Source organism: Pseudonocardia abyssalis, from assembly GCF_019263705.2.
In the GTDB taxonomy this organism is placed as follows: domain Bacteria; phylum Actinomycetota; class Actinomycetes; order Mycobacteriales; family Pseudonocardiaceae; genus Pseudonocardia; species Pseudonocardia abyssalis.
Window position 1 is genome coordinate 1,551,384 of record NZ_JADQDK010000001.1, and the last position, 26,967, is coordinate 1,578,350.

26 protein-coding genes and 2 riboswitches are annotated in these 26,967 nt (G+C 74.2%); of the genes, 10 read left to right on the forward strand and 16 right to left on the reverse strand.

Going from position 1 to position 26,967, the window contains the following annotated elements; genetic code table 11:
- Positions 1 to 19 precede the first annotated feature (19 nt).
- From I4I81_RS07405 to iolC, 5 genes are read right to left on the reverse strand one after another with little or no spacing between them, the layout of a single operon-like run.
- On the reverse strand, positions 20 to 1,516 hold the full coding sequence (locus tag I4I81_RS07405) for a CoA-acylating methylmalonate-semialdehyde dehydrogenase (RefSeq protein ID WP_218604738.1): 1,497 nt from the start codon (positions 1,514 to 1,516) through the stop codon (positions 20 to 22).
- Complete coding sequence (gene iolD, locus I4I81_RS07410; RefSeq protein WP_218604739.1) at positions 1,513 to 3,369, reverse strand: 3D-(3,5/4)-trihydroxycyclohexane-1,2-dione acylhydrolase (decyclizing); 1,857 nt, start codon at positions 3,367 to 3,369, stop codon at positions 1,513 to 1,515. The genes I4I81_RS07405 and iolD overlap by 4 nt, the downstream gene beginning before the upstream one ends.
- Positions 3,366 to 4,238 (reverse strand): 5-deoxy-glucuronate isomerase, encoded by an 873-nt coding sequence (gene iolB, locus I4I81_RS07415; protein WP_218604740.1) that lies wholly within the window; start codon positions 4,236 to 4,238, stop codon positions 3,366 to 3,368. The genes iolD and iolB overlap by 4 nt, the downstream gene beginning before the upstream one ends.
- Positions 4,235 to 5,110 (reverse strand): Cgl0159 family (beta/alpha)8-fold protein, encoded by an 876-nt coding sequence (locus I4I81_RS07420; RefSeq protein WP_226363809.1) that lies wholly within the window; start codon positions 5,108 to 5,110, stop codon positions 4,235 to 4,237. Before I4I81_RS07420 ends, iolB begins: the two co-directional genes overlap by 4 nt.
- Complete coding sequence (gene iolC, locus I4I81_RS07425; protein WP_218604741.1) at positions 5,103 to 6,080, reverse strand: 5-dehydro-2-deoxygluconokinase; 978 nt, start codon at positions 6,078 to 6,080, stop codon at positions 5,103 to 5,105. The genes I4I81_RS07420 and iolC overlap by 8 nt, the downstream gene beginning before the upstream one ends.
- A gap of 116 nt (positions 6,081 to 6,196) precedes the next feature.
- Here iolC and I4I81_RS07430 point away from each other — a divergent pair, with 116 nt between their 5' ends.
- A complete protein-coding gene (locus tag I4I81_RS07430) occupies positions 6,197 to 6,940 on the forward strand; it encodes a GntR family transcriptional regulator (RefSeq protein WP_218604742.1) in 744 nt (247 codons plus the stop codon).
- A gap of 1 nt (position 6,941) precedes the next feature.
- On the opposite strand, the gene I4I81_RS07435 is transcribed toward I4I81_RS07430, so the two are convergent.
- From I4I81_RS07435 to I4I81_RS07445, 3 genes are all read right to left on the reverse strand, one after another.
- On the reverse strand, positions 6,942 to 7,670 hold the full coding sequence (locus I4I81_RS07435) for a YqjF family protein (RefSeq protein WP_218615911.1): 729 nt from the start codon (positions 7,668 to 7,670) through the stop codon (positions 6,942 to 6,944).
- 222 nt (positions 7,671 to 7,892) lie between these two features.
- Complete coding sequence (locus I4I81_RS07440) at positions 7,893 to 9,728, reverse strand: ABC transporter ATP-binding protein (protein WP_218602336.1); 1,836 nt, start codon at positions 9,726 to 9,728, stop codon at positions 7,893 to 7,895.
- Positions 9,725 to 11,503: an ABC transporter ATP-binding protein gene (locus I4I81_RS07445; protein WP_218602337.1), complete on the reverse strand. Its 1,779-nt coding sequence runs from the start codon at positions 11,501 to 11,503 to the stop codon at positions 9,725 to 9,727. Before I4I81_RS07445 ends, I4I81_RS07440 begins: the two co-directional genes overlap by 4 nt.
- 632 nt (positions 11,504 to 12,135) lie before the next feature.
- Between I4I81_RS07445 and fgd the strand changes: the two genes are divergently transcribed.
- Both fgd and I4I81_RS07455 read left to right on the forward strand, forming a co-directional pair.
- A complete protein-coding gene (gene fgd, locus I4I81_RS07450) occupies positions 12,136 to 13,143 on the forward strand; it encodes a glucose-6-phosphate dehydrogenase (coenzyme-F420) (protein WP_218602338.1) in 1,008 nt (335 codons plus the stop codon).
- The gene (locus I4I81_RS07455) at positions 13,140 to 13,904 is read left to right on the forward strand and encodes an enoyl-CoA hydratase/isomerase family protein (protein ID WP_218602339.1); all 765 of its coding nucleotides are present in this window, start codon (positions 13,140 to 13,142) and stop codon (positions 13,902 to 13,904) included. The genes fgd and I4I81_RS07455 overlap by 4 nt, the downstream gene beginning before the upstream one ends.
- A 105-nt stretch (positions 13,905 to 14,009) precedes the next feature.
- Here the strand turns inward: I4I81_RS07455 and I4I81_RS07460 are convergent, their stop codons facing one another.
- Positions 14,010 to 14,414, reverse strand: coding sequence for a ChaB family protein (locus tag I4I81_RS07460; protein ID WP_218602340.1), 405 nt, complete (start codon positions 14,412 to 14,414; stop codon positions 14,010 to 14,012).
- 5 nt (positions 14,415 to 14,419) lie between these two features.
- The gene (locus I4I81_RS07465; protein WP_218602341.1) at positions 14,420 to 14,728 is read right to left on the reverse strand and encodes a DUF4235 domain-containing protein; all 309 of its coding nucleotides are present in this window, start codon (positions 14,726 to 14,728) and stop codon (positions 14,420 to 14,422) included.
- Positions 14,729 to 14,933: 205 nt separating this feature from the next.
- Between I4I81_RS07465 and I4I81_RS07470 the strand changes: the two genes are divergently transcribed.
- The gene (locus I4I81_RS07470; RefSeq protein WP_218602342.1) at positions 14,934 to 15,332 is read left to right on the forward strand and encodes an ATP-binding protein; all 399 of its coding nucleotides are present in this window, start codon (positions 14,934 to 14,936) and stop codon (positions 15,330 to 15,332) included.
- Between the two features lie 28 nt (positions 15,333 to 15,360).
- Here the strand turns inward: I4I81_RS07470 and I4I81_RS07475 are convergent, their stop codons facing one another.
- The 5 genes from I4I81_RS07475 to I4I81_RS07495 all read right to left on the reverse strand — a co-directional run bounded on the left by I4I81_RS07475 (position 15,361) and on the right by I4I81_RS07495 (position 20,536).
- On the reverse strand, positions 15,361 to 16,191 hold the full coding sequence (locus I4I81_RS07475) for an AfsR/SARP family transcriptional regulator (protein ID WP_218602343.1): 831 nt from the start codon (positions 16,189 to 16,191) through the stop codon (positions 15,361 to 15,363).
- A gap of 195 nt (positions 16,192 to 16,386) precedes the next feature.
- Positions 16,387 to 17,334 (reverse strand): ATP-binding protein, encoded by a 948-nt coding sequence (locus I4I81_RS07480; protein ID WP_218602344.1) that lies wholly within the window; start codon positions 17,332 to 17,334, stop codon positions 16,387 to 16,389.
- A complete protein-coding gene (locus I4I81_RS07485) occupies positions 17,331 to 18,254 on the reverse strand; it encodes an MEDS domain-containing protein (RefSeq protein WP_218602345.1) in 924 nt (307 codons plus the stop codon). The genes I4I81_RS07480 and I4I81_RS07485 overlap by 4 nt, the downstream gene beginning before the upstream one ends.
- A 234-nt stretch (positions 18,255 to 18,488) precedes the next feature.
- The gene (locus I4I81_RS07490) at positions 18,489 to 20,033 is read right to left on the reverse strand and encodes an acetolactate synthase large subunit (protein ID WP_218602346.1); all 1,545 of its coding nucleotides are present in this window, start codon (positions 20,031 to 20,033) and stop codon (positions 18,489 to 18,491) included.
- Positions 20,030 to 20,536, reverse strand: coding sequence for an OsmC family protein (locus I4I81_RS07495; protein ID WP_218602347.1), 507 nt, complete (start codon positions 20,534 to 20,536; stop codon positions 20,030 to 20,032). The genes I4I81_RS07490 and I4I81_RS07495 overlap by 4 nt, the downstream gene beginning before the upstream one ends.
- Positions 20,537 to 20,593: 57 nt before the next feature.
- On the opposite strand from I4I81_RS07495, the gene clsA reads away from it, so the two are divergent.
- From clsA to I4I81_RS07520, 5 genes are all read left to right on the forward strand, one after another.
- Entirely contained in the window at positions 20,594 to 21,193 is a 600-nt protein-coding gene (clsA, locus tag I4I81_RS07500) for a cardiolipin synthase ClsA (protein ID WP_218602348.1), read from the forward strand.
- Positions 21,190 to 21,567: a glycine cleavage system protein GcvH gene (gene gcvH / locus I4I81_RS07505; protein ID WP_218602349.1), complete on the forward strand. Its 378-nt coding sequence runs from the start codon at positions 21,190 to 21,192 to the stop codon at positions 21,565 to 21,567. The genes clsA and gcvH overlap by 4 nt, the downstream gene beginning before the upstream one ends.
- Positions 21,568 to 21,643: 76 nt before the next feature.
- Positions 21,644 to 22,093 (forward strand): glycogen accumulation regulator GarA, encoded by a 450-nt coding sequence (garA, locus tag I4I81_RS07510; RefSeq protein WP_275967507.1) that lies wholly within the window; start codon positions 21,644 to 21,646, stop codon positions 22,091 to 22,093.
- Positions 22,094 to 22,238: 145 nt separating this feature from the next.
- Positions 22,239 to 22,712: a bifunctional nuclease family protein gene (locus I4I81_RS07515; protein WP_172162775.1), complete on the forward strand. Its 474-nt coding sequence runs from the start codon at positions 22,239 to 22,241 to the stop codon at positions 22,710 to 22,712.
- A gap of 137 nt (positions 22,713 to 22,849) precedes the next feature.
- The gene (locus I4I81_RS07520; RefSeq protein WP_218602350.1) at positions 22,850 to 23,428 is read left to right on the forward strand and encodes a MerR family transcriptional regulator; all 579 of its coding nucleotides are present in this window, start codon (positions 22,850 to 22,852) and stop codon (positions 23,426 to 23,428) included.
- 12 nt (positions 23,429 to 23,440) lie between these two features.
- On the opposite strand, the gene I4I81_RS07525 is transcribed toward I4I81_RS07520, so the two are convergent.
- Positions 23,441 to 23,731, reverse strand: coding sequence for a YiaA/YiaB family inner membrane protein (locus I4I81_RS07525; protein WP_218602351.1), 291 nt, complete (start codon positions 23,729 to 23,731; stop codon positions 23,441 to 23,443).
- A gap of 97 nt (positions 23,732 to 23,828) precedes the next feature.
- Positions 23,829 to 23,925, forward strand: a riboswitch (glycine riboswitch).
- Positions 23,926 to 24,039: riboswitch (glycine riboswitch) on the forward strand. It abuts the riboswitch before it with no gap.
- A 39-nt stretch (positions 24,040 to 24,078) separates the two neighbouring features.
- On the opposite strand from I4I81_RS07525, the gene gcvP reads away from it, so the two are divergent.
- Complete coding sequence (gene gcvP, locus I4I81_RS07530) at positions 24,079 to 26,928, forward strand: aminomethyl-transferring glycine dehydrogenase (protein ID WP_218602352.1); 2,850 nt, start codon at positions 24,079 to 24,081, stop codon at positions 26,926 to 26,928.
- The last annotated feature ends 39 nt before the right edge of the window (positions 26,929 to 26,967 follow it).

The window sequence follows — 26,967 nt, forward strand, 5'->3', positions numbered from 1 at the left end:
CTTTGTGTTGACGGGGTGATCAGGTAGCGGTGGGGAAGTGGAACGAGGAGTCGGAGGCCGCCGTGACCTGCGGCCAGCGCGCGGTGACGACCTTGGCGCGGGTGTAGAACGCGATGCCCTCCGGCCCGTGGATGTGGGACTGCCCGAACAGGGAGTCCTTCCAGCCGCCGAAGGAGTAGTAGGCCATCGGGACCGGGATGGGGACGTTGATCCCGATCATCCCGACGTTCACGCCGCGCTGGAACCGCCGCGCGGCCTCACCGGAGGAGGTGAAGATCGCGGTGCCGTTGCCGTAGGGGTTGGCGTTGATGATCGCGATGGCCTCGTCGACGGAGTCCGCCCGGATCACCGAGAGCACCGGCCCGAAGATCTCCTGCGTGTAGACGTCCATCTCCGTCGTCACCCGGTCGATGACCGTCGGGCCGACGAAGAAGCCGTCCTCGTGGCCGGGCACGGTGAGCCCGCGGCCGTCGACGGCGAGCGTGGCGCCCTGGGCCTCGCCGGTGCCGATCAGCTCGACGATCCGGTCGCGGGCCGCGGCGGTGATGACCGGGCCCATCTCGGAGTCCGCGTCGCGCCCGGAGCCGACCTTCGTGGCCCGCGCCTTCGCGCTGACGGCCTCGACGAGCGCGTCGGCGGCCGAGCCGACGGCGACGGCCGCGGAGATCGCCATGCAGCGCTCGCCGGCCGAGCCGAACGCGGCGGCGACGAGGTGGTCGGAGGCGTAGTCGAGGCCGGCGTCGGGCAGGACGATCGCGTGGTTCTTGGCACCGCCCAGTGCCTGCACGCGCTTGCCCGCGGCGATGCCGCGCTCGTGGATGTACCGCGCGATCGGGGTCGAGCCGACGAACGACACCGCGGCGACGTCGGGGTGGTCGAGCAGCGCGTCGACCGACTCCTTGTCACCGTGCACGACGTTGAACACCCCGTCCGGCAGCCCGGCCTCGGCCCACAGCTCCGCCGCGAGCATCGACGCGCTCGGGTCGCGCTCGCTGGGCTTGAGCACGAACGTGTTGCCGGTGGCGATGGCGACGGGGTACATCCACATCGGGACCATCGCCGGGAAGTTGAACGGGGTGATCCCGGCGCAGACGCCCAGGGGCTGACGGAAGGAGAACAGGTCGACGCCGCCGGAGACCTGGTCGGAGTACTCACCCTTGAGCAGCGACGGGATGCCGCAGGCGAACTCCACGACCTCCAGTCCGCGCTGCACCTCGCCCCTCGCGTCGGACAGCACCTTGCCGTGCTCGTCGGAGATGATCTCCGCGAGGTCGTCCATGCGGGCGTTGACCAGCTCGCGGAAGGCGAAGAGCACCTTGACCCGCTGCGAGAGCGACGACTGGCCCCAGGTCTCGAACGCGGCCTTCGCACTCTGCACGGCGGCGTCGACATCGGCCGTGCCCGCCAGCAGCACCTCGGCCTGCTGCGCGCCGGTCGCGGGGTTCCAGACCGGGCTCGTCCGGGTGGACGTGCCGGTGGCCGGCTTGCCGCCGATCCAGTGGCTGACGGTTCTCACGGTGCGTTCCTTCCGATCAGGGGGCGCTGGTCGCGCTTGCGCTCGTCGTAGGTCGTGCGGGCGTGGCGGGTGCTGTCGAGCTCCGAGACCTCGGCGACCGGGACGTCCCACCAGCTGTCGGGGTCGGGCACCGGGGCGAGCGGGTCGGTCTCGACGTGGATCGCGGTGGTGCGGGTCGCCGCCCGGCTCTGCTCGACCGCGTCGCGGAACTCCGCGATCGTGCGGACGCGGATCACGTCGGCGCCGAGGCTCTCGGCGTTGGCGGCGAGGTCGACGGGCAGGACGTGGCCGTCGAGGCGGCCGGAGCCGCTGCGGTAGCGGTAGGCGGTGCCGAAGCGCTGCGAGCCCAGCGACTCCGACAGCGCGCCGATCGAGGCGAACCCGTGGTTCTGGACGATCACCAGGTTGAGCTTGATCCCCTCCGACACCGCGGTGACGATCTCGCTCGCCATCATCAGGTAGGAGCCGTCGCCGACCAGTGCCCAGACCTCGCGCTCGGGAGCGGCCATCTTCACACCCAGCGCGCCGGCGACCTCGTAGCCCATGCAGGAGTAGGCGTACTCGACGTGGTAACCCTTGCGGTCCCGCGCGCGCCAGAGCATCTGCAGGTCACCGGGCATGGACCCGGCCGCCTGCACGACGACGTCGCGGGCGTCGATCCCCTCGTTGAGGGCGCCGAGCACCTCGGTCTGCGCCGGGAGCGGGGAGTGCCCCAGGTGGAACGCGCGGTCGACCTCGGCGTTCCAGGGGCCCGCGTCCCACGTGGTGTCCCAGCGCTGCCCGGCGAGCGCGCCGGTGAGCGCGTCGAGCCCCTCACGCGCGTCGGCCAGCAGCATCTCCCCGGCGTGCTTCGCCGCGTCGAGGGAGGCGACGTTGAGGTTGACGAACCGGACGTCCGGGTCCTGGAACGCGCTGCGCGAGGCGGTGGTGAAGTCCGACCACCGGGTGCCGACGCCGATCACGACGTCGGCGGTGCGGGCGAGCCCGTTGGCGACGGGGGAACCGGTGGACCCGACGCCGCCCACGGCCTGCGGGTGGTCGTGCAGCAGCGCGCCCTTGCCGGCCTGGGTGTCGGCGACCGGGATGCCGGTGGCCTCGGCGAAGCGGGCCAGCGCGTCGGAGGCCTGCGAGTAGTGCACGCCCCCGCCCGCGACGAGCAGCGGTCGCCGTGCGGAGCGGATGACCGCGGCGGCGCGGGCGAGCGCGGCGGGCTCGGGCACCGGGCGCGCGAGGTGCCAGACGCGCTTGCTGAACAGCTCGTCGGGCCAGTCGTGCGCCTCGGCCTGCACGTCCTGGGGGAGCGCGATCGTCGCCGCACCGGTCTGGGCGGGGTCGGTCAGCGCCCGCATCGCGCCGAGCAGCGCCGCGGGGAGCTGCTCGGGGCGCCACACGCGGTCGAAGAACACCGACAGCGGGCGGAACGCGTCGTTGACGGACACGTCGTAGCCGTCGGCGCGCTCCAGCTCCTGCAGCACCGGGCTCGCGACCCGGGTCGCGAACACGTCCGAGGGCAGCAGCAGCACCGGGATGCGGTTGGTGGTGGCCAGGGCGGCTCCGGTGAGCATGTTGGTGGAGCCGGGGCCGATGCTCGCGGTGCAGGCCAGGAACTGGGTGCGGTCGCGCATCCGGGCGTAGCCGACGGCGGAGTGGACCATGCCCTGCTCGTTGCGGGCCAGGTGGTAGGGGAGGTCACCGCTGTCGGCGACCTCGAGCAGCGCCTGCCCGATCCCCGCGACGTTGCCGTGGCCGAAGATGCCGAACATCCCCGGCACCAGCCGCTGCTCGGCGCCGTCGCGCTCGGAGTACTGGTTGGCCAGGAACCGCACGACGGCCTGGGCGACGGTCAGTCTCACTTCGCCTCCGTGGTGGTCAGGGGGAGCCGGGGGTCGATCGCGGCGGCGTCCCAGGTGCCGCGGACCCACGCGTGGTCGGGGTGGTCGCAGATCCGCCAGGCCCGCTCGTCGCCGGGGCCGGCCATGACGTTGAGGTAGTAGAGGTCGTAGCCGGGGGTGGCCATCGACGGGCCGTGCCAGCCGTGCGGGATGAGGACGGTGTCGCCGGAGCGGACCTCGGCGCAGACGTCGATCTCGCGGCCGGGGCCCGAGGTCGAGACGCGCTGGTAGCCGGTGCCCGCGGTGCCGCCGGGTCCAGCGGCGACCTCGAAGTAGTAGATCTCCTCCAGCACCGACTCGCCCTCGCGCTCCTCGTCGTGCTTGTGGGGAGGGAACGACGACCAGTTGGCGCCCGGCGTCAGGACCTCGACGGCGATCAGCGCGTCGGCGTCGAACGTGCCGGGCATGCAGAAGTTGTTGACCTGCCGGCTCGCCTGCCCGGCCCCGCGCAGCTCGACGGACACGCCCTCGGCGGGCCCGTAGCGGGCCGTCAGCCGGCGCGTCGCGCGGGCGGCGGGCAGGGCGAACCGGCCCCCGGCCTCGGAGGTGACCGTCACCTGCGCGTCGCGGGGGGCGTAGGCGAAGTCGGTGACGCGGCTGAACACGTCGCCGCGGCCGACCAGCTCGAAGCGCTCCCCGTCGCACTCGACGAGGCAGCTCCCCGACAGCGGGAGGACGATCGTCTCGTCCTCGCCGGTGTCGAAGGTGGCGCTGCCGCCCGCGGGCAGCTCCAGCACCCGCAGCGAGCTGTACTCCCACCCGGCGCTCGCCGGGGTCACGACCAGCGAGAACGGCCCCTCGGCGCTCTCCCCGGCCCGGATCACGCTCACAGCAGCCCCACCGCGGTGTCGACGGCGGCGGCGACGTCGTCGTCGGCCGGGTAGAGCAGCGACCGCCCGATCACCAGGCCCTGCACCGTGGGCAGGGCCAGCGCCTTGCTCCAGTCGGCGAACGCGCGGTCCGGGTCGGCGGAGACCTCCCCGCCGAGGATCACCGCGGGCAGGGTCGTCGCGGCCATCGCCCGCTCCATCTCCTCGACGATCGGCACCTTCAGCCAGGTGTGCGCCGAGGTCCGGCCCAGCCCGGCGGCGACGGTCATCGCCCGGGCCATGGCGTCGGCGGTGAGCTCGTTGCGCACCCGGCCGTCGACGCGGTGGGAGACGAACGGCTCGACCATCGCCATGAGCCCGTGCCCGGCCAGGTCGGAGACGGCGCGCGCGCACGCCTCCAGCGTGACGACGGTGGCGGGGTCCTCGGCGTCGATGCGGGTGAGCATCTTGCCGCCCTCGTACCCGCTCGCGGCGATCCCGGAGGCGTCGTAGGCGGTGAACCGGTCGTCGATCTCGAAGGCCGTGCCGGCCAGGCCGCCGCGGTTCATCGACCCGACGACGACCTTGCCGTCGAGCGCGCCGAGCAGCAGCAGGTCCTCCAGGACGTCCGGGGTGCCGAGCACCCCGTTGACGCCGGGGCGCGACAGGGCGAGGACGAGCCGGTCGAGCAGGTCGGCGCGGTCGCCCATCGCCATCGCCCGGTCCCCGGCGCGCAGCGCGCCGCGGGCGGGGTGGTCGGCGGCGATCATCATCAGCCGGCCGTGCTCCCCGAGCAGCGACGCCGGGCGCACGCGCGCCGCGGCCGCGTCGGCGACCGCGCCGGGGCGGTGCACACGGGTCTCGACCAGCGCGCGCAGGTCCTCTTCACGCACCGACGGCCTCCCTCAGCATCTCGTCGATCTCGGCGGAGGTCGGCATGGCGTCGGCGCAGGCCAGGCGGCCCGCGACGATCGAGCCGGCCGCGTTGCAGAAGCGCATGGACCGCTCCAGGTCCCAGCCGGACAGCAGCGCGTGGCACAGGGCGCCGCCGAACGCGTCGCCCGCGCCGAGCCCGTTGACGACCTCGACCGGCACCGGCGGCACCTCGACCTGCGTCGTGCCGCCCTCCCCGGACACCTCGGAGGCGAGCACACCCGCCGGGCCCTGCTTGACGACGGCCAGCCCGACGCCGGCGGCGTGCAGCGCCCGGGCGGCGGCCCGCGGCCGGCGCTCGCCGACCGCGGTGTCGCACTCGTCGAGGTTGCCGACGGCGACGTCGACGTGGGGGAGCGCCTGCTGCACCCAGTGCCGGGCCTCCTCGCGGGACTCCCAGAACATGGGGCGGTAGTCGAGGTCCAGCACCGTGATACCCCGGCCGCCCCGCTCGCGCAGCGCGGCGAGCGTGGCCTCGCGGCTCGGCTCGCGGGACAGGCCGGTGACCGTCACCCAGAACACGTCGGCGTCGCGCACGGCGTCGAGATCGAGCTCCTCGGGCCGGATCACCAGGTCGGGCGCGGGGTCGCGGCCGTAGAAGTAGAGCGGGAAGTCGTCGGGCGGGAAGATCTCGCAGAACACCACCGGCGTCGCGAGCCCGGGGACGGCGGTGACGTGCCGGTCGTCGACCCCGAACCCGCGCAGGGCGTCGTGCAGGAACTCGCCGAACGGGTCGTCGCCGGTACGGGTGATGACCGCGCTGCGGCGGCCGTGCCGGGCCGCGGCCACGGCGACGTTGGTGGCGCTCCCGCCGAGGTACTTGCCGAAGGTCGTCACCTCGCGCAGCGAGACGCCGGTCTGCAGCGGGTAGACGTCGACGCCGATGCGTCCCATCGTCAGCACCTCCGCCGCGGTGCTCTGGCCGGTCATCCGACTCCCTCGTCGCTCGATCTGACTGCCGCGGGTTGTGGCTCCTCGCGCCGGGTCAGGTGTACTCTCGCCGCGAGATCAGGTCAACACTTTGTTCTAACAAAGGTGGTCACAACATGGTGGAGCGGACGGTCCCCGACGTCCCCCTGGACCGGACGAGCCCCGTTCCGCTGTACTTCCAGGTCGCGACGCGTCTGGAGCAGCTGATCGAGAACGGCGAGCTGGCCGTCGGAACCCGGCTGGAGAACGAGGTGGAGCTCGCCGAGCGCCTCGGTGTGTCCCGGCCCACCATGCGCCGGGCCATCGCCTACCTCGTCGAGCGCGGCATGCTGGTGCGCCGCCGCGGCATCGGGACGCAGATCGTGCACCCCAAGGTGCGCCGGCCCGTCGAGCTGACGAGCCTCTACGACGACCTGGCCAAGAACGGGCAGGCGCCGCGCACCGAGGTGCTGCTGCTGGAGGTGCGGCGCGCGCCCGACCACGTCGCCGAGGCCCTCGGCGTGCCCGACGGGCTCGACGTCACCTGGATCGAACGGCTGCGCTACTCCGGTGGCGAGCCGCTGGCGATCATGCACAACGCCGTGCCGCTCGACCTGCTCCCGCTGACGGAGGACGACCTGGCCGGGCGCGGTCTCTACGAGCTGCTCCGCGCGGCCGGGCACGTACCGCGGATGGCGAGCCAGACCGTGGGGGCGAAGTCGGCGACCGCCTCCGAGGCCCGCCAGCTCGGCGACCCCCGCGGCGCCCCGATGCTCACGATGGTCCGCACGGCGTGGGACGAGTCCGGCCGGGCGGTCGAGTACGGCTCGCACGTCTACCGGGCCAGCCGCTACAGCTTCGAGCTGACGCTCACGAGCTGAGCTACCGCAGGACGGTGGGAGTGCCGAAGGAGACCGGGACGCCGTCGCTGAACAGCACGTGGTCCGGTGGCCCCGACACCAGGTGACCGAGGCCGACCGAGGCCACCAGCCCGTCGTCGAGCTGCGTCACCTCCGCCGTGCGCAGCGGCCACGGCGGGTGGGCGTTGGGGACGTGCAGCGTGGCGCCCAGGTGCCCGACGTGCAGGCCCCAGCGGGCGGTGAGGAACCGCTCCAGCTCGCCGTCCGGGGCCGGGCCGCCCGGACGCAGCCCGATCCGGCTCTGCCCGGTCACACCCGGCCACCGCAGGGCCGCGGCGTAGCGGTGGGTGCCGCCCTCGGCGCGGTACCGCATCCGCGCCCACCGGTACGGCAGCCCGAACACCGTCCGCGCCCCGGCGACGATCACCGCACGGTCGGCGTCGAGGCTCAGGAACACCACGCCGCGGCGCCCGGTGTCGTCGACGGAGTAGAGCCGCACGTTCGTCTCCAGGAACGTCCCGGCCCACGGCACCCCGGGCCCGTGCGCGAGCCCGGCCCCGACCATCCGGAACGGCACCAACCCGACGTAGGTCCGCCCGTCGATGACGTCCGGGCGGACGCCGGGCGGGAACCGGTGCGCGACGTCCGCGGGATCGAGCGCCCAGTGCAGGAAGCCGACGTCGGACCAGCGCTGGCGCATCAGGTGCGGCCGGGGCAGGGCGGGAGCGGTCGGGGACACGGGCGGGATCACCCGTCCAGGCTGCCCTGCCGCGCCCCGGCCCGCACGCCGGTCCCGCCCGCGCGCCCGATCCCGCGCACCTGCCGAGCGGTGTCGCGACCGTCGACGGTGGCCCGCAGCGCCGGTCTCGCGCACCTCCCGGCCCTGCGCGCACGCCCGGACGTGCGCGACGCGCCGATCGGTGCGCGAACCCGGCCGGGCCGCGGTGGCGCCGTCGGGTGGCGGGGCCCGCGATCAGGCCAGGGAGGCCCGCCAGGCCGCGTGCAGCGCCGCGAACTCGCCGTCCCCGGCCAGGAGGGCCTCCGGCGTGCCGTCCTGCACCACCACGCCGTCGGCCATCACCAGCACCCGGTCGGCGATGAGCACCGTCGAGAGCCGGTGGGCGATGATCAGCGCCGTCCGCCCGGCCAGCACGGTCTCCAGCGCGTCCTGCACCGCCCGCTCCGACGGCACGTCGAGCGAGGACGTCGCCTCGTCGAGCAGCACGACCGCCGGGTCGGCCAGCACGACCCGCGCCAGCGACACGAGCTGGCGTTGCCCGGCCGACAGGCGCCCGCCGCGCTTGCGCACGTCGGTGTCGAACCCGTCGGGAAGCGCCTCGACGAACCCCCGCGCCCCGACGGCGTCCGCCGCCGCGAGGACCTGGGCCCGCGTCGCCGACGGCCTCCCCATCGCGATGTTGTCGGCGACCGAGCCGGAGAACAGGAACGCCTCCTGCGTGATCATCACCAGCGCGTCGCGGAGGTCGGCGTCGGCGACGTCGCGCAGGTCGACGCCGTCGAGCCGCACCGCCCCCGCCGTGGGGTCGTAGAACCGCGCCGCGAGCTTGGCCAGCGACGACTTGCCCGCGCCGGTGGCCCCCACCAGCGCGATCGTCTGCCCGGCCGGCACCCGCAGCGAGAACTCCGGCAGCACGACGCGGTCCGGTGCGCGCCGGTAGGCGAAGCGGACCCGGTCGAAGTCCAGGGCCCCGCGCACCGGAGTCGGCAGCGCCACCGGCCGCTCCGGCTCCTCGACACCGGGTGCGGTGTCGAGGACGGTGGAGATCTTCTCCAGAGCCGCGGCGGCGGACTGGTAGGCGTTGAAGAACTGCGCCAGGTCGTCGAGCGGGTCGTAGAAGCGGCGCAGGTAGAGCAGGAACGCGGTGAGCGCCCCGAGGGCCAGCGTGCCGTCGACGACGCGCAGCCCGCCGGCCAGCAGCACCGCCGCCAGCGTCAGGTTGCCGACCGCGCGGGTGCACCCGACGTACCAGGCAACGGTGTGGAACGCCGCCACGTTGGCGTCGCGGAACGACGTGCCGAGGCCGTCCATGATCGCCTCGCTGCGCCGCTCGCGGCGGAACGACTGCACCGCACGGATCCCGTTCATCGACTCGACGAAGTGCACGATCAGCCGCGCCACGGTGGTCCGCGTGCGCCGGTAGCCGGCCCGCGAGCTGCGCTGGAACCAGCGCGTCAGGAACACCAGCGGCACGAACCCGGCGAAGACGATCAGCGCGAGCAGGGGGTCGAGCACCACCAGCAGCACCGAGATCCCGACCAGCGACAGGACCGCGCCGAGCAGCCCGTCGAGTCCGCGTTCGAGCAGGTCACCGAGCGAGTCGAGGTCGGAGGTGAGCCGGGAGATCAGCCGCCCGGAGGTGTAGGACTCGTGGAAGTCCAGCGACAGGCGCTGCCCGTGGGCGAACACCCGGCGCCGCAGCTCCAGCAGCAGGTCCTGCCCGACCCTCCCGGACAGCACGAGGAACGCCGCGCGCAGCCCGGCCCCGGCGAGCCCGCAGGCCGCGTAGCCCGCGATCGTCCAGGCCAGGGGCGCCGGCCGCCCCGCCACGGCGGCGGGCACGCCGGTGTCGATCGCCAGCGCCACCAGCAGCGGCCCGGCGAGCATCACCGCGTTCTCGAGCACCAGCAGCAGCACGGCGAGCGACACCGCCCGGCGGTGCGGGCGCACGAGATCGACGACGAGCGACCTGGCCCGCCGCTGCAGCCGCAGACCCGCGGCGCGCGTGAGGTCCTCGTCGTCCTCGGTCGCCACGCCGCGCCACGCCTCGGCATCGGTACCGGTGCTCATGCCCCCACCCCCTCCTTCTCGGTGTCCAGGCTGGCCAGCAGCGCCCGGTACTCGGGGTGCGTGGCCATCAGCTCGCCGTGGTCGCCGACGACGGTGACCCGCCCGCCGGACAGCAACGCCACCCGGTCGGCCATCTGCACCGTCGACGAGCGGTGCGCCACCACCAGCGCGGTGACGCCGCCGAGCACCTGCCGCAGAGCCGCCTCGACCTCGGCCTCGGTGTGCACGTCGAGCGCGGAGAGCGGGTCGTCGAGCACCAGCACCGGCGGGCGGCCGAACACCGCACGGGCCAGCGCCAGGCGCTGGCGCTGCCCGCCCGAGAGCGACATCCCCTGTTCGCCGATCCGCGTGTCGAGGCCCCACGGCAGGGCTGCGACGAACCCGTCGGCGCGGGCGATCCGCAGGGCCTCCCACACCTCGTGGTCGGACCGGGCGGGTGACCCGAGGGCCACGTTCTCCCGCACGCTCGCCGAGATCAGCACCGGGTCCTCGAACGCCGTCGCGACGGTCCGGCGCAGGTCGGTCAGTGTCAGGTCGCGGACGTCGACGCCGTCGATCGTCACCGAGCCCGCGGTGACGTCGTAGAGGCGGGGGACCAGCGCGGTCAGCGTGGTCTTGCCCGATCCCGTCGCGCCGACCAGCGCGAGCGTCTCGCCGGGCCGCAACACGAGGTCGACGCCGGTCAGGACGTCGCGCCCGGCGCCCGGGTAGCGGAACGCGACCCCGCGCAGCTCCAGCGCGCCGCGCACGGGCTCGCCCAGCGGCACGGGGGAGCCGGGGTCGGTGATCGACGGCAGGACGTCGCGAACCTCCCAGTACCGGGTCGTCGCCGTCGCGGCGTTGCTGGCCTCGGCCAGCAACCAGCCCAGCGAGGCGATCGGCCAGTACAGGTAGGTCATCACCGTGACGGCCGCGACGAGAGTCCCGATCGTCAGCGACCCGGTCGCGACGCCGTACGCGCCCAGCCCGAGGATCACCGCGATCGCCGTCTCCGGCAGCATCACCAGCACGAACCACAGCCCCGCGAGCAGCCGCAGCTTCACCAGCTCGGTGCCGCGCAGCCCGCGCGACTGCGCGACGAAGTGGTCGGTGAGCCGCCGCCCGCGCCCCAGCGACTTGAGCACGCGGATGCCGAGCGCCGACTCCTCGACGATCGTGGCGAGGTCGCCCTGCTGGTCCTGTGCGCGCCGGGCCGCGACGGAGAACCGGCGTTCCAGCCGCAGCGTGAGAATGGTCAGGGGCACCGCGGTGATCGCGATGACCAGCCCCAGCCAGGGCGAGAGCCACACCAGCACCCCGATGCCGACGACCATCGTCACCGCGTTGACCACCAGGAAGATCCCGGAGAACGCGACGAACCAGCGGATCGTCGTGAGGTCGGAGGTGGCGCGCGAGAGCAGCTGCCCCGACGCCCAGCGGTCGTGGAACGCCACCGGCAGCCGCTGCAGGTGCGCGAACAGGTCGGCCCGCATGTCGGACTCGATCTGGTTGCTCGGCCGGGCCACCAGCGCACGGCGCAGCGTGATCAGCGCGGCCTCGGCGAGCCCGAACGCGAGGACGCCGAGCACCAGCCACGGCAGGACGTCGAGCTCGCCGCGGGCGATCGGGCCGTCGACGATCTCGCGGGTGACCAGCGGGACGGCGAGCCCGGCGAGGGTGGCCGCGAGCGCGGCGAGACCACCCCCGATCAGCGGTGCTCGGTGGGGGCGGACGTAGGGCAGCAGCCGGCGCAGCGCGGACAGGGTGCCGTCCGCAGGCCGTGGGACATCGCTCATGGCGTCCTCGACGGTAGGTCGCCGGGGCGCGGGCCGCATGCGAGTTCCGGGCCTGCCCTCGACCGCGGTTCAGGGTGGACGGTCCGGTCATGACCGACATCGGGGATCACCCTGACCGGCTCGACCCGGCCCGAGCAGCGGGCCGCCGCCCCCGAGCGCCGCGACGCACGCCGCGGGCGCCCGGTTCGTCCCCGGCCTCGGTGGCGCCCACGGTCCGCGCCCGGTGCGGACCGTCTCGACCGCCTCGACGGGGCAGCCGCGCCCGTCGGGCGTCGCGTGCGCTCGGCGCACGCATGCCGGACCTGGCCCGCGACCGCCCGGGCGGGGAGCTCCTCGGTCCGGCCGACCCGGGCCACACGGCGGTCGCCGCGAGCGGGCCGGGGGGCCACCCGGCTCCCGGTCGGCCTGATCGCGGTGCCCGACCCGGACCGCGCCCGTGCGCGACGTCGCGCGCGGCCTGCTGGGGTTCCTGCTCGGCGTGCCGGCATACCGCTGCCCGGCCCCGGCACGCGCGCCGGCGCCCTTGCGCCGGCCGTGCTCACGGGCTGAGACGACGCGACGGGTCGTCCGTGCGGGCCCCGGGGCGCACTGGCAGGCTCGGGGCAGGAACGACGAGGGAAAGGCGCGACGACGTGGCACTCAGGATCGGCTACAAGGCCTCCGCGGAGCAGTTCGCTCCCCGGGAGCTGGTGGAGTACGCGGTGCGGGCCGAGGAGGTCGGCCTCGACAGCGCGGCGGTGTCGGACCACTTCCTGCCCTGGCGGCACGAGGGCGGACACGCCCCGTTCGCGCTGAGCTGGCTCGCGGCGGTGGGGGAGCGCACCTCGCGCATCCAGCTGGGGACGTCGGTGCTCACGCCGACGTTCCGCTACAACCCCGCGGTGCTCGCGCAGACGTTCGCGACGCTGGGCCTGCTCTACCCCGGCCGGGTGATGCTGGGCGTCGGCACGGGCGAGGCACTCAACGAGATCGCGGTGTCCGGGCGCGAGTGGCCCGAGTTCAAGGAGCGCTACGCGCGCCTGCGCGAGGCCGTGCGCCTGATGCGCGAGCTGTGGACCTCCGACGAGCCGGTGTCGTTCGAGGGCGAGTACTACCGCACCGTCGACGCGACGATCTACGACCGTCCCGAGACCCCGGTACCGGTCTACGTCGCCGCGGGCGGACCGCAGATGGCGAAGTACGCGGGGCGTGCGGGTGACGGGTTCATCTGCACCTCCGGCAAGGGCATGGAGCTCTACACCGACAAGCTGCTGCCGGCCGTCGCCGAGGGCGAGGAGGCGGGGGAGAAGGCCGCCGGGTCGGTCGACCGCATGATCGAGATCAAGATGTCCTACGACCGCGACAAGGACCAGGCGCTGGAGAACTGCCGGTTCTGGGCGCCGCTCTCGCTCACCCCCGAGCAGAAGCACAGCGTCGACTCCTCGGTGGAGATGGAGCGCCTCGCCGACGAGCTGCCGATCGAGCAGGTCGCGAAGCGCTGGATCGTCGCGTCCACCCCCGAGGAGGCGCTGGCCGGCATCCGGCCCTACGTCGACGCCGGCCTGACGCACCTGGTGTTCCACGGCCCCGGCCACGACCAGGAGCGCTTCCTCACCCAGTTCTCCGAGGACGTGCTGCCCGCCCTGCGGGAACTGTCGTGAGCGACGCCGTGGAGCAGGACGGCCGGGTGCTGCGTGCCCGCATCGCGCGGGGCCGACACGGCACCCTCGACGGCGACGCCCTCCCGCAGCTCGCCGAGGCCCTGGCCACTCTCGATCCGGAGTCGGTCGGCGCCGTCCTGCTCGTCTCCGACGGTGACAGCTTCTGCACCGGCGGCGACGTCCGCGCGTTCGCCGGTGCCGAGGACCGCCACGCCTTCGTCGGTGACCTGGCCACGGCGTTCCACGGCTTCCTGCGCGCGGTCGTCGCCTGCCCGGTGCCGGTCGTCGCGGCCGTCACCGGCTGGGCGGCGGGCGCGGGCATGAGCGTCGTCTGCGCCGTCGACGTCGCCGTCGGCGGGCGCGGCACCAGGCTGCGCCCCGCCTACCCGGGGATCGGGTTCTCCCCGGACGGCGGCATGACCTGGACGCTGCCCCGGATCGTCGGGGCGGGCAGGGCCCGGCACATCCTGCTCACCGACCGGGTCCTGGACGCGCAGTCCGCCCTCGACCTGGGCATCCTGGCCACCGTCGTCGAGGACGGGGAGGTGCGGGCCGAGGCGGAGCACACCGCGCACCGGCTCGCGCAGGGCCCGACGGTCGCGCTCGGGCGGATCAAGCGGCTGCTCGGCTCGTCGCCGGACCTCCCGCTCACCGAGCAGCTCGACGCGGAGGCCGCGTCCATCGCCGCCTCCGCCGCGGGCCCGGAGGGCACCGAGGGACTGGCGGCGTTCACCGAGAAGCGGCCGCCGTCCTTCCACTGACCACGCCACTCACCGCCACCACGCGCATCCTCCGTCGCCACGCGCACCGTCGACGGTGCGCGTGGCGACGGACGGTGCTCGCGGGGCACGGCCGGGCCCGTGGGCTCAGTCGCGGCGCGCCCGGGCCGTCTCCCGGTCGCTCGCCCGCTGCAGCGCGTCGACGAGCTCGGCCTTCGTCATCGACGACCGGCCCTCGACGCCGAGGCGCCGGGCCAGGCCGAGCAGGTGCTCCTTCGTCGCGTTCGCATCGACCCCGCCCGCGGTGGGCAGGTCGGTGTCGACCGAGCCGCGCTCGGCCTGCTCGTCGGACGGGCCGTTGCCGTCCTTGGGCTCCCAGTGGTCGCCCACCTTCTCGTGCGTGTGCTTGAGCGAGGCGAACGCGGCGCGCCGGGCCCGCCCGCCGTCGCCGTCGTAGGTCTGCAGCGCGGAGTCGAAGGTCTTCTCCCACGTGCGCTGCGCCTTCACGGCCGACCGTTCGACGGTGCTGGGTACGTCCTCCTCGGCCGGCACCGCCCTCAGGCCTCCGGCCGGGGGCGCGGCGCGTCGAGGAAGCGGCGGACGCCCTTCATCCCGTAGCGGTCCACCGCCGTCTTGATCAGCCCGAACACCGCACCCTGGATGGTGGCGGCGAGTAGCACCTCCCGCGTGCTGTAGTCGTCCGACAGCGGCTGCGGCGTGCCGTCCTCGTCGGAGACGTGCTTCCACACCAGCCCGAACACCCAGCTGGCGACCATGCCGCCGAGCACTCCGAAGACCAGGCCGAACGGCTTGTAGGCGATCTTCCCGAGCGGGCTCAGCTCGTTGCCGTCGCCGCGGCGGCTCATCGGGCCCTCCGCCCGGACTCGTCGGTGCCGCCCGTCTCGCGGGCCGGGGTGGGGGCGTCGTCCTGTGTTCCGTGCATGGCGCCGGATACCCGCCTGGTGCCGGTGTGACACACCCGGCGGACATCGGGCGTTCGCGTCGGGTTTGCCCGGACCGGAGCGCGGGCAACCGGTGGACGTGATCGAGGGCCAGGGACGGTGCGGCGGGGTGCCCCGCCTCCGCCTGCGCCATCGGGCCCACCCGGTGGAGCTCGGCCGCATCCGCCGCCGCATAGGACGGTGGGCGACCCAGTCCGGGGTGCCCGAGGACGTCACCATCGACCTGCAACTGGCCGTGGGCGAGGCCGTCGCCAACGGCGTGGAGCACGCCTACGGCACGGAGGGCGCGGACGACGGGACCGTCGAGGTCGAGATGGAGGTCCGCGACGGGCTCCCCAGCGCGGTGGTGGTGCGGGTGGCCGACCACGGGACGTGGCGACCCGCACCGCAGTCACCCGGCTTCCGCGGGCGGGGTCTGCTCATGATCGACGAGCTCGCCCAGCGGGTGCAGGTGCTGTGTTCCCCCGGCGGTACCGAGGTGTTCTTCGAGATCGCCTACCCGGCCTGAGCCGGGCGGCGACCCGGAGGGATCCCGCTCAGCGGAAGGTGCCGGGGACCGATCCGCCTGCGACGAGCCGGCGGGTGGTGCCCGACGCCCGCACCGAGCGCAGGCCCGGCAGCTGCACCGCGGACCGCGGCATGACCGAGCGGGCCCGCATCACGGGCCAGGCCGGCGTGGGCGGCAGCAGGGAGTCGAGCGAGAAGGCCGGCGCGGCGCCGACGCTGGTGCGCAGCAGCTCCTGGTACTCGTCGTACTCGGCGACGGCCGCGGAGATGTTGCCCTGCGCGAGGTGCGCCTCGATGAGGGCGCGCCGCGCGGTCTCGCGGCTGGGGGCCGAGCGCACCGCGGACTGCGCGAGGGCGATGGCCCCGTCGAAGTGGCCGGCGGCGGTGAGGCGGAGGCTGCGCTCCTCGACGGCGTGCAGGCGGAGCTGGCGGAACCGCTCCCGCTCGATGACCAGCCAGGAGGCCGTCCAGCCGGGCAGGATGTCGGCGCCGAGCAGGGCCAGGTCGGGGTCCTCGACGGCGGCGACCTCGGGCAGCGTGCGCAGCAGCAGCATGGCCTCGGCGAGGTCGACCTCGACGTCGGCGGACAGCGACAGCGCGCCGTCGGCGTCGGTGACCAGGAGCCCGGGTACGTCGACGGCGAGGACGGCGTCGTCGAGCAGGCGCATGGCGGACCCGACCGGGACGCCCGGCCAGAGGTCGACGGCCAGCGCGCCGCGCCGCTGCGGCCGCGGGTGCACCGCGAGGTAGGCGACCACCCGGCGTGCGTCGACCCCGAGGGGCACACCGACGCTGTGCGAGTGGAGGGTGAAGGAGCCGAGAACGGTGACCCGGTGGGGCACGGTCGTTCCGGCGGGCATCGTGCGAGATCGTCGCTGATCCTCAGGCATGGCTGTCCCGGTCTGTGGTGGTGCCGATGGTGACCCGTCTGCAACCGTCTGGCGCCGAGTCCGCAGAGAAGTGTTCTCCGACCGCACCCACTTGCCAAGGGGCTGCTTCGTCACAGTTCCCGGCGCACGTGCGGCCGGACGGGTGACGACTGTGACCAGCGTATCTCACGGTGCCGCGCAGACCCGGACGTGGGTCCCGCGGTCGTCGGACCACACGTGCAGCAGGTCGCACACCTGCCGCGCGATCCACAGACCGCGCCCGCGCGGCTCGGAGGGGTGCGGGGAGGTCATGCCGGGCAGCGGGTCGGCGAGATCGCCCGCGTCGTGCACCTCGCACACCAGCCCGCCGCCGGTGGCCCACACCTGCAGCTCGGCGTGGGGTCCGCCGTGCTCGACCGCGTTGGTGGCGACCTCGTTGACGGCCAGCACGACGTCGTCGACGCGGTCGTCGGTGAACCCGGCGGCACCCGCGATGCCCCGTACCGCCCGCCGGACCTCCTGCAGCTCCCAGGACTGGAACCCGACGGTCAGGTCGGGGGCGCCGAGCAGCAGCGGCGGCGCCACCGGGTGCCCGGCCAGCACGTCGCGGGGCGCGCGGTGCAGCGTGTTGTGCCGGAGCTCACCGTCGACGAGCACGAGCGGATGGTTCTCGCGCGCACCGTCGAGCACGCACAGGTGCAACGGCATCTCGGGGAAGAAGCACGTCATCCGGATCGGCAGCTCGGACAGCGCGACGTTGACGGCGGCGTCGAACTCGGTCCAGAAGCTCCCGTCGGGACCGTCCAGTTCGGACCGGTGCTCGGAGAGCACGGACACCGGGCCCGTGCCACGGGTGAGCTCGCGCAGCTCGCGACCGCGCTGCAGCGCGACGGTCTGTCCCGACCCGACGTCGGCGGGCGTCGCGAGCGCGTGCAGGACGACGTCCGGGCCGAGCTCGGCGCGCAGCGCGGCCTCGGTGTCGGGGGCGAGCGCGAGCGCGACCGGTTCCCCGCGGTCGGCCGCCGCCTGCGCGCGCGGCACGAGCTGCCCGAGCAGGTGGGTGCGCGAGTAGTGGTAGCCGACGGAGTGCTCCAGCCGCGGGGCCGCACCGGCCGGCGTCCCGGTGATCCTCACGACGCGGCCGCGGCGTCGTCGGCGTCGGGATCGTCGGCCACCACGGTCTCGATCGGCGTCCGGGGCTCGATCCGCAGCTGACGGGCGAACGGTGCCCCGCACCGGTCGAGCAGCCGCAGGACGCCCGGACGCGCGCCGGTGAGGACGAGCGTGTGGGTGCTCGGGAACTCCTCGGCGGCGTGCACGAGGCTCACGGCCCCCGCGACGTCGAGGAAGCGCAGCGACGACAGGTCCAGGGTGATGTCCGACGACGACGAGTGCGAGCGCAGCGCCTCGTCGAGCGCGGAGTCCAGCACGCGGCGCAGCCGCGGGCGGTTGCTGTGGTCGATCTCGCCCGCGACCCGCACCGTCGACGGGGCGGGACCGGTGATCCGCAGCAGGCTGTCGTCGTAGATCGCGGGCACGACGACCTCGTGCCGGTGCACCTCGCGCAGCTTCTGCAGGACGTCCTCGGGGTAGCGGCCGCGGTCGTAGGCGCACAGCATCCTCCCGGGGCGCGGGCCGAGGACCTCGTCGAGGCGGGACTCGTACTCGACCATCATCACGCCGCCGTCGTGCTCCAGTCCGTGGCTGCCGTCGCCCATCAGGCGGACGGAGTCGTAGCCCTGTTCCAGCGACTCGGTGACGACGCCGTCGACCGCGGCGATCAGCTCGCCGGCACTGCTGGTGAGCAGGGCACGGGTGACGTCCTGCGGGACGATCGAGAACTGGCCGGTGTGCATCGCGGCGCGGTAGGCGACGCGGTCGTCGTCGAGGCGCTGGAGCAGGGACCCGGCGCGGCCGTCGTCGAAGTAGAGGACCCGCTCGCCCGCCGCGATGCCCTCGGCGAGGTAGGCGGCCGTCATCTCCCAGAGCTGTTCGTCGCCGACCGGGACCGCGCAGGCGTGCGCCACGGGCGGCACGTCGGCGAGCACGGTCATCGGACCCCCGGGGTCTCGGGTCGGGACGGCGTCGCCGGGTGCGGCAGGGCGGCACCACGGCACAGCGTCACGTCTTCACCACTCTACGTCCGGGGCCGGGGTCGCCCGTCGGGGTGGGCCGGTCACCGAGCGGCGACCGGCCCACGGTCCGCGACGAGCGGCGGACACCGCGCGGCGGGCGTTCCACCCCTCACGACCTGGGCAGGGCCGATCGGAGTAGTGCGCAGACCGTGCTCAGGCCGGGGAGGGCACCATCGCCTCGATCAGGTGCGGCCCCGGCTCGGCCGCAGCCCGGAGCAGTGCGGCGGCCAGTTCCCCGGCGGTGCCGGCGCGCTCCGCGGGCACACCCATCCCGCGGGCGAGTGCGGTGAAGTCGAGATCCGGGCGGTCGAGCCCGAGCAGCCCCGCGGTGGCCGGCCCGCCGGTGGCGCCGACCTGGGCCAGTTCCGCGCGCAGGATCGCGTACGCGCTGTTGTGGTAGATCACGGTCGTCACGTCCAGACCCTCGCGCGCGTGGGTCCACAGCGCGGAGATCGTGTACATCGCGCTGCCGTCGGCCTGCAGGCACCAGACCGGGCGGTCCGGGCAGGCGACGGCGGCGCCGGTGGCGGCGGGGAGGCCGTAGCCGATCGCGCCGCCGGTGAGGGTGAGCCAGTCGTGGCGCGGGGCACCCGCGGTCGCGCCGGGCAGCCCGGCCCCGGAGGTGATCGCCTCGTCGACGACGATCGCGCCCTCCGGAAGCAGCGCCCCGACCACGGCGGCCGCCGAGGCCACCGTCAGCTCGCCGGTCGGCAGGTCCGGACGCGCGGCCGGGGCCGTCTCCGCCGTGGTGCCGGGGGAGAGGAGGTCGGCGAGCTCCTCCAGGGCGGCCGCCGCCGCCCCCGACCCGTCGACGACGGGGTGCACCGCGCAGCCGTCGGGAACGAGGTCGCCGTCCTTGCCCGGGTAGCCGAAGAACGCGACGGGGGAGCGGGTGCCGACCAGCACCAGGTGCCGGGCCGCTCCGATCTGGTGGCGCGCGGCGTCCCCGAGGTAGGCGAGCCGCGCCACCGGTGCGACGCCCGCGCCGCGCTCCAGCCGGGCCGGGAAGGTCTCGGCGAGCAGCCGGGCCCCGGTGGCCGCGGCGATCCGGTTGGCGGCGGCGAGCCCACCGGCGCGCAGGGCGTCGCCGCCGACCAGCAGGACCGTGGGCTCGCCGGAGGACAGGGCGTCGGCGGCCTCCCGCAGCGCCTCCGGACCGGCGACGGGCCGGTCCGGGACGGCCGTGGGCGGCGCGACCCGCCCGCCGTCGCCCCAGCTGACGTCGGCGGGGAGCACGAGCGTGGCGACCTGCCCGCGCAGCGCCGCAGCCACCGCGTCGGCGGCGTCGGTCCCCACGTCGGCCGCGGACGCGCTGTGCCGCACCCACCCCGACACGCTGCCGGCGACCGCGGCGATGTCGGACTGCAGCGGGGCGTCGAGCGGGGCGTGGGTGAGGGCGTGATCGCCCACGACCGCCAGCACCGGGGTGCCGGCGCGGCGCGCGTTGTGCAGGTTGGCCAGCCCGTTGCCCAGGCCGGGGCCCAGATGCAGCAGGACCGCGGCCGGGCGCCCGGTCATGCGGGCGTAGCCGTCGGCGGCGCCGGTGGCCACGCCCTCGAACAGTGCGAGCACCGCCCGCATCTCCGGGACCCCGTCCAGCGCGGCGACGAAGTGCATCTCCGACGTGCCGGGGTTGGCGAAGCAGACGTCGACGCCCGCGCCGGTCAGGGTACGGAGGAGGGAACCGGCACCGTTCACGCAGTGGTGACCGTGACGTCCGTCTTCGGCGACGACACGATCGTCTGGAGCACGACGCAGTAGCGCTCGGTCAGCTTCATCAGCGTGGCGATCTGGTCGGCGTCGGCGGTGGTGTCCAGCGCGAAGTTCAGGCGGATGTCGCGGAAGCCGACCGGGGCGTCCTTCGCGACGCCGAGGGTGCCGCGGAAGTCGAGGTCGCCCTCGGCGTGCACGGTGCCGGACACCTGCAGGTCCAGGGCGGTGGCGACGGCCCGGAGCGTGACCCCGGCGCAGGCGACGAGCGCCTCGAGGAGCATGTCGCCCGAGCAGAGCTGCGTGCCGTCGCCGCCGGTGGCGGGGTGCAGACCGGCCTCCGACAGCGCGGTGGCGGTGCGCACCTTGCACGCGATGCCGGAGCCGTCGAGCTCGCCCTCGGCCTTCAGCGTGACCAGCGCCGTCCCGGGGTCCTCGGTGTACTGGGCCTTGAGCGGAGCCTGCATGGCCTTCAGGGCAGCGGTGTCCATGGGCCCATCGTGCACAACGGTTCGCCGTCGTGCACGTCGCGGCCCTACCCTGCGGTCGTGGCCGCGCCGCCCGAGGACCGGGTACTGACGATCCCCAACCTGCTCAGCCTGCTGCGCCTGGCCGGAGTGCCGCTGTTCCTGTGGCTGCTGCTCTGGCCCGGGGCCGACGGCACGCAGGGCTGGGGCGACGGCTGGGCGGTGCTGGTGCTCGCCGTCGGTGGCTTCACCGACTGGCTCGACGGCAAGCTGGCGCGGCTGCTGGGCCAGTACTCGCGGCTCGGCGCCCTGCTCGACCCGGCCGTCGACCGCCTCTACATCCTCGCCGCGCTCGTCGCGTTGGGGGCGCGCGAGATCGTGCCGTGGTGGTTCGTCGCCCTGCTCGTGGTGCGTGACCTGGTGCTCGGCTGCTGCGTGCTGGTGCTGCGGCGGCGCGGGTACGGGCCGTTCGTCGTCGTCTACCTGGGGAAGGCGGCCACGTTCCTGCTGTTGTACGCGTTCCCGCTGCTGCTGCTGGGTCAGGCCGACGGCGTGCTCGCCGCGGTCGCGCTGCCGTTCGGGCTCGCGTTCGCCGTCTGGGGCACCGCGCTGTACCTCTGGTCCGGGGCGCTGTACCTGGCCCAGTTCGTGCTGGCCCTGCGTACTAGGATTCCGGCGTGATTCCCGACGATCTCCGGTACACCGAGGCGCACGAGTGGGTGCGGGAGCTGGGCGATGGCGTCGTCCGCATCGGTATCACCGACCACGCCCAGAACCAGCTCGGTGACGTCGTCTTCGTCCAGCTGCCCGACGTCGGGGCCTCCGTGGCCGCGGGCGCGGCGGTCGGCGAGGTCGAGTCCACCAAGTCCGTCTCCGACATCTACTCCCCGTTGACCGGCGAGATCGTGGCCGTCAACGAGGCCCTCGCCGACAGCCCCGAGCTCGTCAACTCCGGTCCGTACGAGGCCGGCTGGATGATCGACCTCCGGGTGACCGACGGCGGTCTGGACGCTCTGCTCGACGCCGGGGCCTACGCCGAGCTGACGGGCGCCTGACCCCTGCCGCGTCCGCGCGGCACGGTAGGTTCCCCCCACCATCCACCGCCCCACCACCGCAGGAGGAGACCCCGAGGTGACCACGAACGACGGGCCAGGCGTACCGCCGGAGCGCGCCCCCGAGATGACGTCGGTCTTCCGTGCCGACTTCCTCGCCGACGCCGAGCCGCCCGCTCAGGACCAGCCGATCTCCGGCGTCGACGCCCTCCCCGCCGGGGCCGCCCTCCTGGTGGTCAAGCGCGGCCCGAACGCCGGCTCCCGGTTCCTGCTCGACCGCGTCTCCACGAGCGCGGGACGGCACCCGGACAGCGACATCTTCCTCGACGACGTCACCGTCTCGCGTCGCCACGCGGAGTTCCGCCGCGACTCCGGCGAGTTCGTCGTCGTCGACGTCGGGAGCCTCAACGGCACCTACGTCAACCGCGAGCCGGTCGACACCGCAGTGCTCGCCAACGGTGACGAGGTCCAGATCGGCAAGTTCCGCCTCGTCTTCCTCACCGGACCGCAGGAGACCGGCGCGGAGTGACGTGCACGACGCGGCCTGCCGCCCGTCCGGAGTCGGGCGCGGGCGGGGTCGCCCGTGTAGCGTCGACACCGTCGGCCACGGGGCGGCTCGATCGCAGGATCCAGCGTCCCCGGCACCGGAGCACGACCCAGGAGGAGGAGAGCGCATGAGCGAGATGCGCGTCGTGGGAGTCCGAGTCGAACTCCCCGCGAACCAGCCCATCCTCCTGTTGCGGGAGACCAGCGGTGACCGCTACCTGCCGATCTGGATCGGCTCGGTGGAGGCCACGGCGATCGCCCTGGAGCAGCAGGGGGTCAAGCCCGCCCGGCCGTTGACCCATGACCTCCTCAAGGACGTGATCTCCTCGCTCGGGCGCCGCCTCGAGCAGGTGCGGATCACCGACCTGCAGGAGGGCACCTTCTACGCCGAGCTGATCTTCGACGGTGGCATCACGGTGTCCGCACGACCGAGTGACTCGGTCGCGCTGGCGCTGCGGATCGGGGTCCCGATCCACGCGGAGGAGAGCGTGCTCGCCGAGGCGGGCCTGGTCATCCCCGACGAGCAGGAGGACGAGGTCGAGAAGTTCCGCGAGTTCCTCGACTCCATCTCTCCCGAGGACTTCCGGGGCGCCCAACCCTGAACGGGGTCGTCCGGCTCCGACGCGCCCGGTATCGGGTGACGCCGCCCGGCGCGCCGCGTTGACCCGGAGCGTCGGCCCGCTTACGGTCAGCTCCGACAGCGGGCCCCGATCGCGGGGCCCCGGCGGGAGGGAGTTCGGTGGACAACCCGCCGTCGGGTACGCCCGAGCAGGGTGAGCTCTTCCCCGATCCACTGTTGGGTGCCGGACTCGACGGGATGCCCGACCAGCTCGTCGGGTTCCGCGGTCCCACCGCCTGCCAGGTCGTCGGCATCACCTACCGCCAGCTCGACTACTGGGCGCGCACCGGCCTGGTCATGCCCTCGATACGGGGCGCGGCCGGTTCGGGATCGCAGCGCCTGTACTCCTTCAAGGACGTGCTGGTCCTCAAGGTGGTCAAGCGCCTGCTCGACGCCGGGGTGTCGCTGCAGAACATCCGCGTCGCGGTCGAGCACCTGCGCCGCCGCGGGATACGGGACCTCGCCGGCATCACGCTGTTCTCCGACGGCACCACCGTCTACGAGTGCAGTTCGCCCGAGGAGGTCGTCGACCTGCTCAAGGGCGGCCAGGGCGTCTTCGGCATCGCCGTGTCCGGCGCGATGCGCGAGATCAGCGGCTCCATCAAGGACTTCCCGGTCGAGCGCGCCGACGGCGGCAGCGTCGACGAGACGCCCGAGGACGAGCTGTCCCGCCGCCGCGCCCGCCGCGCCATCTCCTGACCCTCCCGGGGCTCAGCGCACCGCGTACGGGTCGTGCTCGGCCAGCAGCTTGTCCATGCGGGCCTGGTCGACGCGGGTGACGACGGTGCTCACCTCCTGGCGGTCGCGGATCGTCTTGGCGAGCGTGAACGCCGAGGTCGTGACGTAGAGGATGCCGAGGCCGAGGAACGCGCGGACCCAGCCGTCGGCCGGCAGGTAGACCACGGCGACGGCGACCGCGGTGAGCGAGATGCCGAACGACAGGACCGCCTGGATGTGGAAGGCGGCGGAGGTGGGCGAGACGGGCGGCGTGGTCGAGGTCATGGCGGAAGTGTGCCGCCGGGGTGACCCGCGTCGCGTCCGTAGCACTACCGGAGCGCGGTCACGGACCGGTGCGCCGCGGTAGGGTGTCGGGGCGGTCGACGGCCGCGCGGAAGAGATCCGGTCGAGGTCGGGCCGGGCGCCGAAGGAGCAAATCCTCCCCGGAACCTCTCAGGCACACGGACCGCGCGGGCAGACGCCTCTGGAAAGTGACGGTGCGCCGGCAACGGGACAGCGTCCGCCGACGGGGAAAGCCCAGCGTCACAGGGTGAATCTCTCAGGTGCCTTCGGGTGGAGACAGAGGGGGAGGGCAGCTCGGTCCTGCCCGCGTCACCCCGGAGGTCCTCCCCTTGAGCACCGATCGCGTCTCGCTCGCCGCCCTGGAGAAGGGTGTGCCGTTCGCCGACCGGCACATCGGGCCCCGCCCCGCCGACCTCGACGCGATGCTCGCCGCCGTCGGGGTCTCCTCCCTCGACGAGCTGGCCGACCGCGCGGTGCCGGACACGATCCACGACGGGCCCGACGTCCCCTCGACGCTGCCGCCCGCGGCGTCGGAGACCGAGGTCCTCGCCGAGCTCCGGGCGCTGGCCGCCCGCAACACCGTGACCGTCCCGATGATCGGGCTCGGCTACTCCGGCACCATCACCCCGCCGGTGATCCGCCGCCACGTCCTGGAGAACCCCGCCTGGTACACGGCGTACACGCCGTACCAGCCGGAGATCAGCCAGGGCCGGCTCGAGGCGCTCCTGACGTTCCAGACCGCCGTCGCCGACCTCACCGGCCTGCCGGTCGCCGGCGCCTCCCTGCTCGACGAGGCCACCGCGGCCGCCGAGGCGATGACGTTGCTGCGCCGGGCAGGCAAGGCCCCGAGCAACCGCTTCGTCGTGGACGCCGACACGCTGCCGCAGACGATCGACGTCCTGCGGACCCGCGCCGAGCCGCTCGGGATCGAGCTCGTGATCGCCGACGGCCTGCCCGAGGGCGAGTTCTTCGGGGCCCTGCTGTCCTACCCCGGCGCGTCCGGTCTGGTCCGCGACCCGTCCGACCTGATCGCCGAGGCCCACGACCGCGGAGCGCTGGTGGCCGTGGCCGCCGACCTGCTCGCGCTCACGCTGCTCACCCCGCCCGGGGAGCTGGGTGCCGACGCGGTCGTCGGCACCACCCAGCGCTTCGGCGTGCCGATGGCCTTCGGCGGTCCGCACGCCGCGTTCCTCTCCGTCGGGCAGAAGCTGGCCCGCCAGCTCCCCGGCCGGCTCGTCGGGATGTCCCGCGACGCCGACGGCAACCCGGCGCTGCGGCTGGCCCTGCAGACCCGTGAACAGCACATCCGCCGCGAGAAGGCCACCTCGAACATCTGCACCGCGCAGGTGCTGCTGGCCGTCGTCGCCGCCTGCTACGCCGTCTACCACGGCCCCGACGGCCTGCGGACGATCGCGCGGCGCACCCACCGGATGACCGCGGTGCTCGCCGCCGGGCTGCGTGCCGGGGGAGTGGAGCTCGCCCACGACGCGTTCTTCGACACCGTCACCGCGCGCGTGCCGGGTCGCGCCGACCAGATCGCCACCGCCGCGCACGACGCCGGGATCGCGCTGCGCCGTGTCGACGCCGACACGCTCGCCGTCGCCTGCTCCGAGCTCACCACCCGCGCGCACCTGGAGACCGTGTGGGCCGCGTTCGGCGTCGCCGGGTCCGTCGACGACCTCGACGCCGCCACCGACGACGCCCTGCCCGCGGACCTGGCCCGGGCCGGCGAGTACCTGACCCACCCCGTCTTCCACGAGCACCGCAGCGAGACCTCGCTGATGCGCTGGCTGCGTCGCCTCGCCGACGCCGACCTGGCCCTGGACCGGACGATGATCCCGCTGGGCTCGTGCACGATGAAGCTCAACGCCACCGCGGAGATGGAACCGATCACCTGGCCCGGGTTCGCCGACCTGCACCCGTTCGCCCCGACCGCCGACGCCGAGGGTTCGCTGGAACTGATCGCCGACCTGGAGCGCTGGCTCGCCGAGCTCACCGGCTACGCGGCGGTGTCGCTGCAGCCCAATGCGGGCAGCCAGGGTGAGTTCGCCGGCCTGCTGGCGATCGCGGCGTACCACCGCTCCCGCGGCGACGACCACCGCGACGTCTGCCTGATCCCGGCGTCCGCGCACGGCACCAACGCGGCGTCCGCGGTGATGGCCGGGATGCGCGTCGTCGTGGTGGCCACCGCCCCCACCGGCGACGTCGACCTCGACGACCTGAACGCCAAGATCGCCGAGCACCGAGGCGCCCTGGCCGCGTTGATGATCACCTACCCGTCCACGCACGGCGTGTACGAGGCCCAGGTCCGCGAGGTCTGCGACGCGGTGCACGAGGCCGGCGGGCAGGTCTACGTCGACGGCGCGAACCTGAACGCGCTGGTCGGCGCCGCCCGACCGGGGGCGTTCGGCGGCGACGTCAGCCACCTCAACCTGCACAAGACGTTCTGCATCCCGCACGGCGGCGGCGGTCCGGGCGTCGGGCCGGTGGCGGTCGCGGAGCACCTCGCACCGTTCCTGCCGGGCCGGGGGATCGTCGGCCCGGTCTCGGCCGCGCCCCACGGCAGCCCCGGCGTCCTGCCGATCTCCTGGGCCTACGTCCGGCTGATGGGGCTCGACGGGCTGCGCCGCGCCACGCTCACCGCCGTGGCCGCGGCCAACTACGTCGCCGTCCGGCTGGGGGAGCACTACCCGGTGCTCTACGCGGGCACCGACGGCCAGGTGGCCCACGAGTGCATCCTCGACCTGCGGGGGATCACGAAGGACACCGGCGTCACCGTCGACGACGTGGCCAAACGCCTCGCCGACCACGGCCTGCACGCACCCACGATGTCGTTCCCGGTGGCCGGCACGCTGATGGTGGAGCCCACCGAGAGCGAGGACCTCGCCGAGATCGACCGCTTCGTCGACGCGATGATCTCGATCAAGGGCGAGATCGACCGCGTCGCGGCGGGGGAGTGGCCGGTCGACGACAACCCGCTGCGCGGCGCCCCGCACACCGCGGCCTGCATCGCCGACAAGTGGGACCACCCGTACCCGCGGGAGCTGGCGGCGTACCCGACGGGGGTGACGCCGGGCGTGCACGACCGCAAGGTGTGGCCGCCGGTGCGCCGGATCGACGGGGCGCACGGCGACCGCAACCTGGTCTGTTCCTGCCCGCCGGTCGAGGCGTACTCGTGACGGTGGGTGCCCGGAGTAGCCCGTTGGGCTGATCGGCGG

Excerpts from the sequence above, each read along its gene's own strand:
- iolC (WP_218604741.1), bottom strand. The coding sequence starts at position 6,080 with ATGACCGGCCAGAGCACCGCGGCGGAGGTGCTGACGATGGGACGCATC.
- I4I81_RS07430 (WP_218604742.1), top strand. The coding sequence starts at position 6,197 with ATGGTGGAGCGGACGGTCCCCGACGTCCCCCTGGACCGGACGAGCCCC.
- I4I81_RS07440 (WP_218602336.1), bottom strand. The coding sequence starts at position 9,728 with ATGAGCACCGGTACCGATGCCGAGGCGTGGCGCGGCGTGGCGACCGAG.
- I4I81_RS07445 (WP_218602337.1), bottom strand. The coding sequence starts at position 11,503 with ATGAGCGATGTCCCACGGCCTGCGGACGGCACCCTGTCCGCGCTGCGC.
- I4I81_RS07465 (WP_218602341.1), bottom strand. The coding sequence starts at position 14,728 with ATGAGCCGCCGCGGCGACGGCAACGAGCTGAGCCCGCTCGGGAAGATC.
- I4I81_RS07475 (WP_218602343.1), bottom strand. The coding sequence starts at position 16,191 with ATGCCCGCCGGAACGACCGTGCCCCACCGGGTCACCGTTCTCGGCTCC.
- I4I81_RS07485 (WP_218602345.1), bottom strand. The coding sequence starts at position 18,254 with ATGACCGTGCTCGCCGACGTGCCGCCCGTGGCGCACGCCTGCGCGGTC.
- I4I81_RS07495 (WP_218602347.1), bottom strand. The coding sequence starts at position 20,536 with ATGGACACCGCTGCCCTGAAGGCCATGCAGGCTCCGCTCAAGGCCCAG.
- I4I81_RS07515 (WP_172162775.1), top strand. The coding sequence starts at position 22,239 with ATGAGCGAGATGCGCGTCGTGGGAGTCCGAGTCGAACTCCCCGCGAAC.
- I4I81_RS07525 (WP_218602351.1), bottom strand. The coding sequence starts at position 23,731 with ATGACCTCGACCACGCCGCCCGTCTCGCCCACCTCCGCCGCCTTCCAC.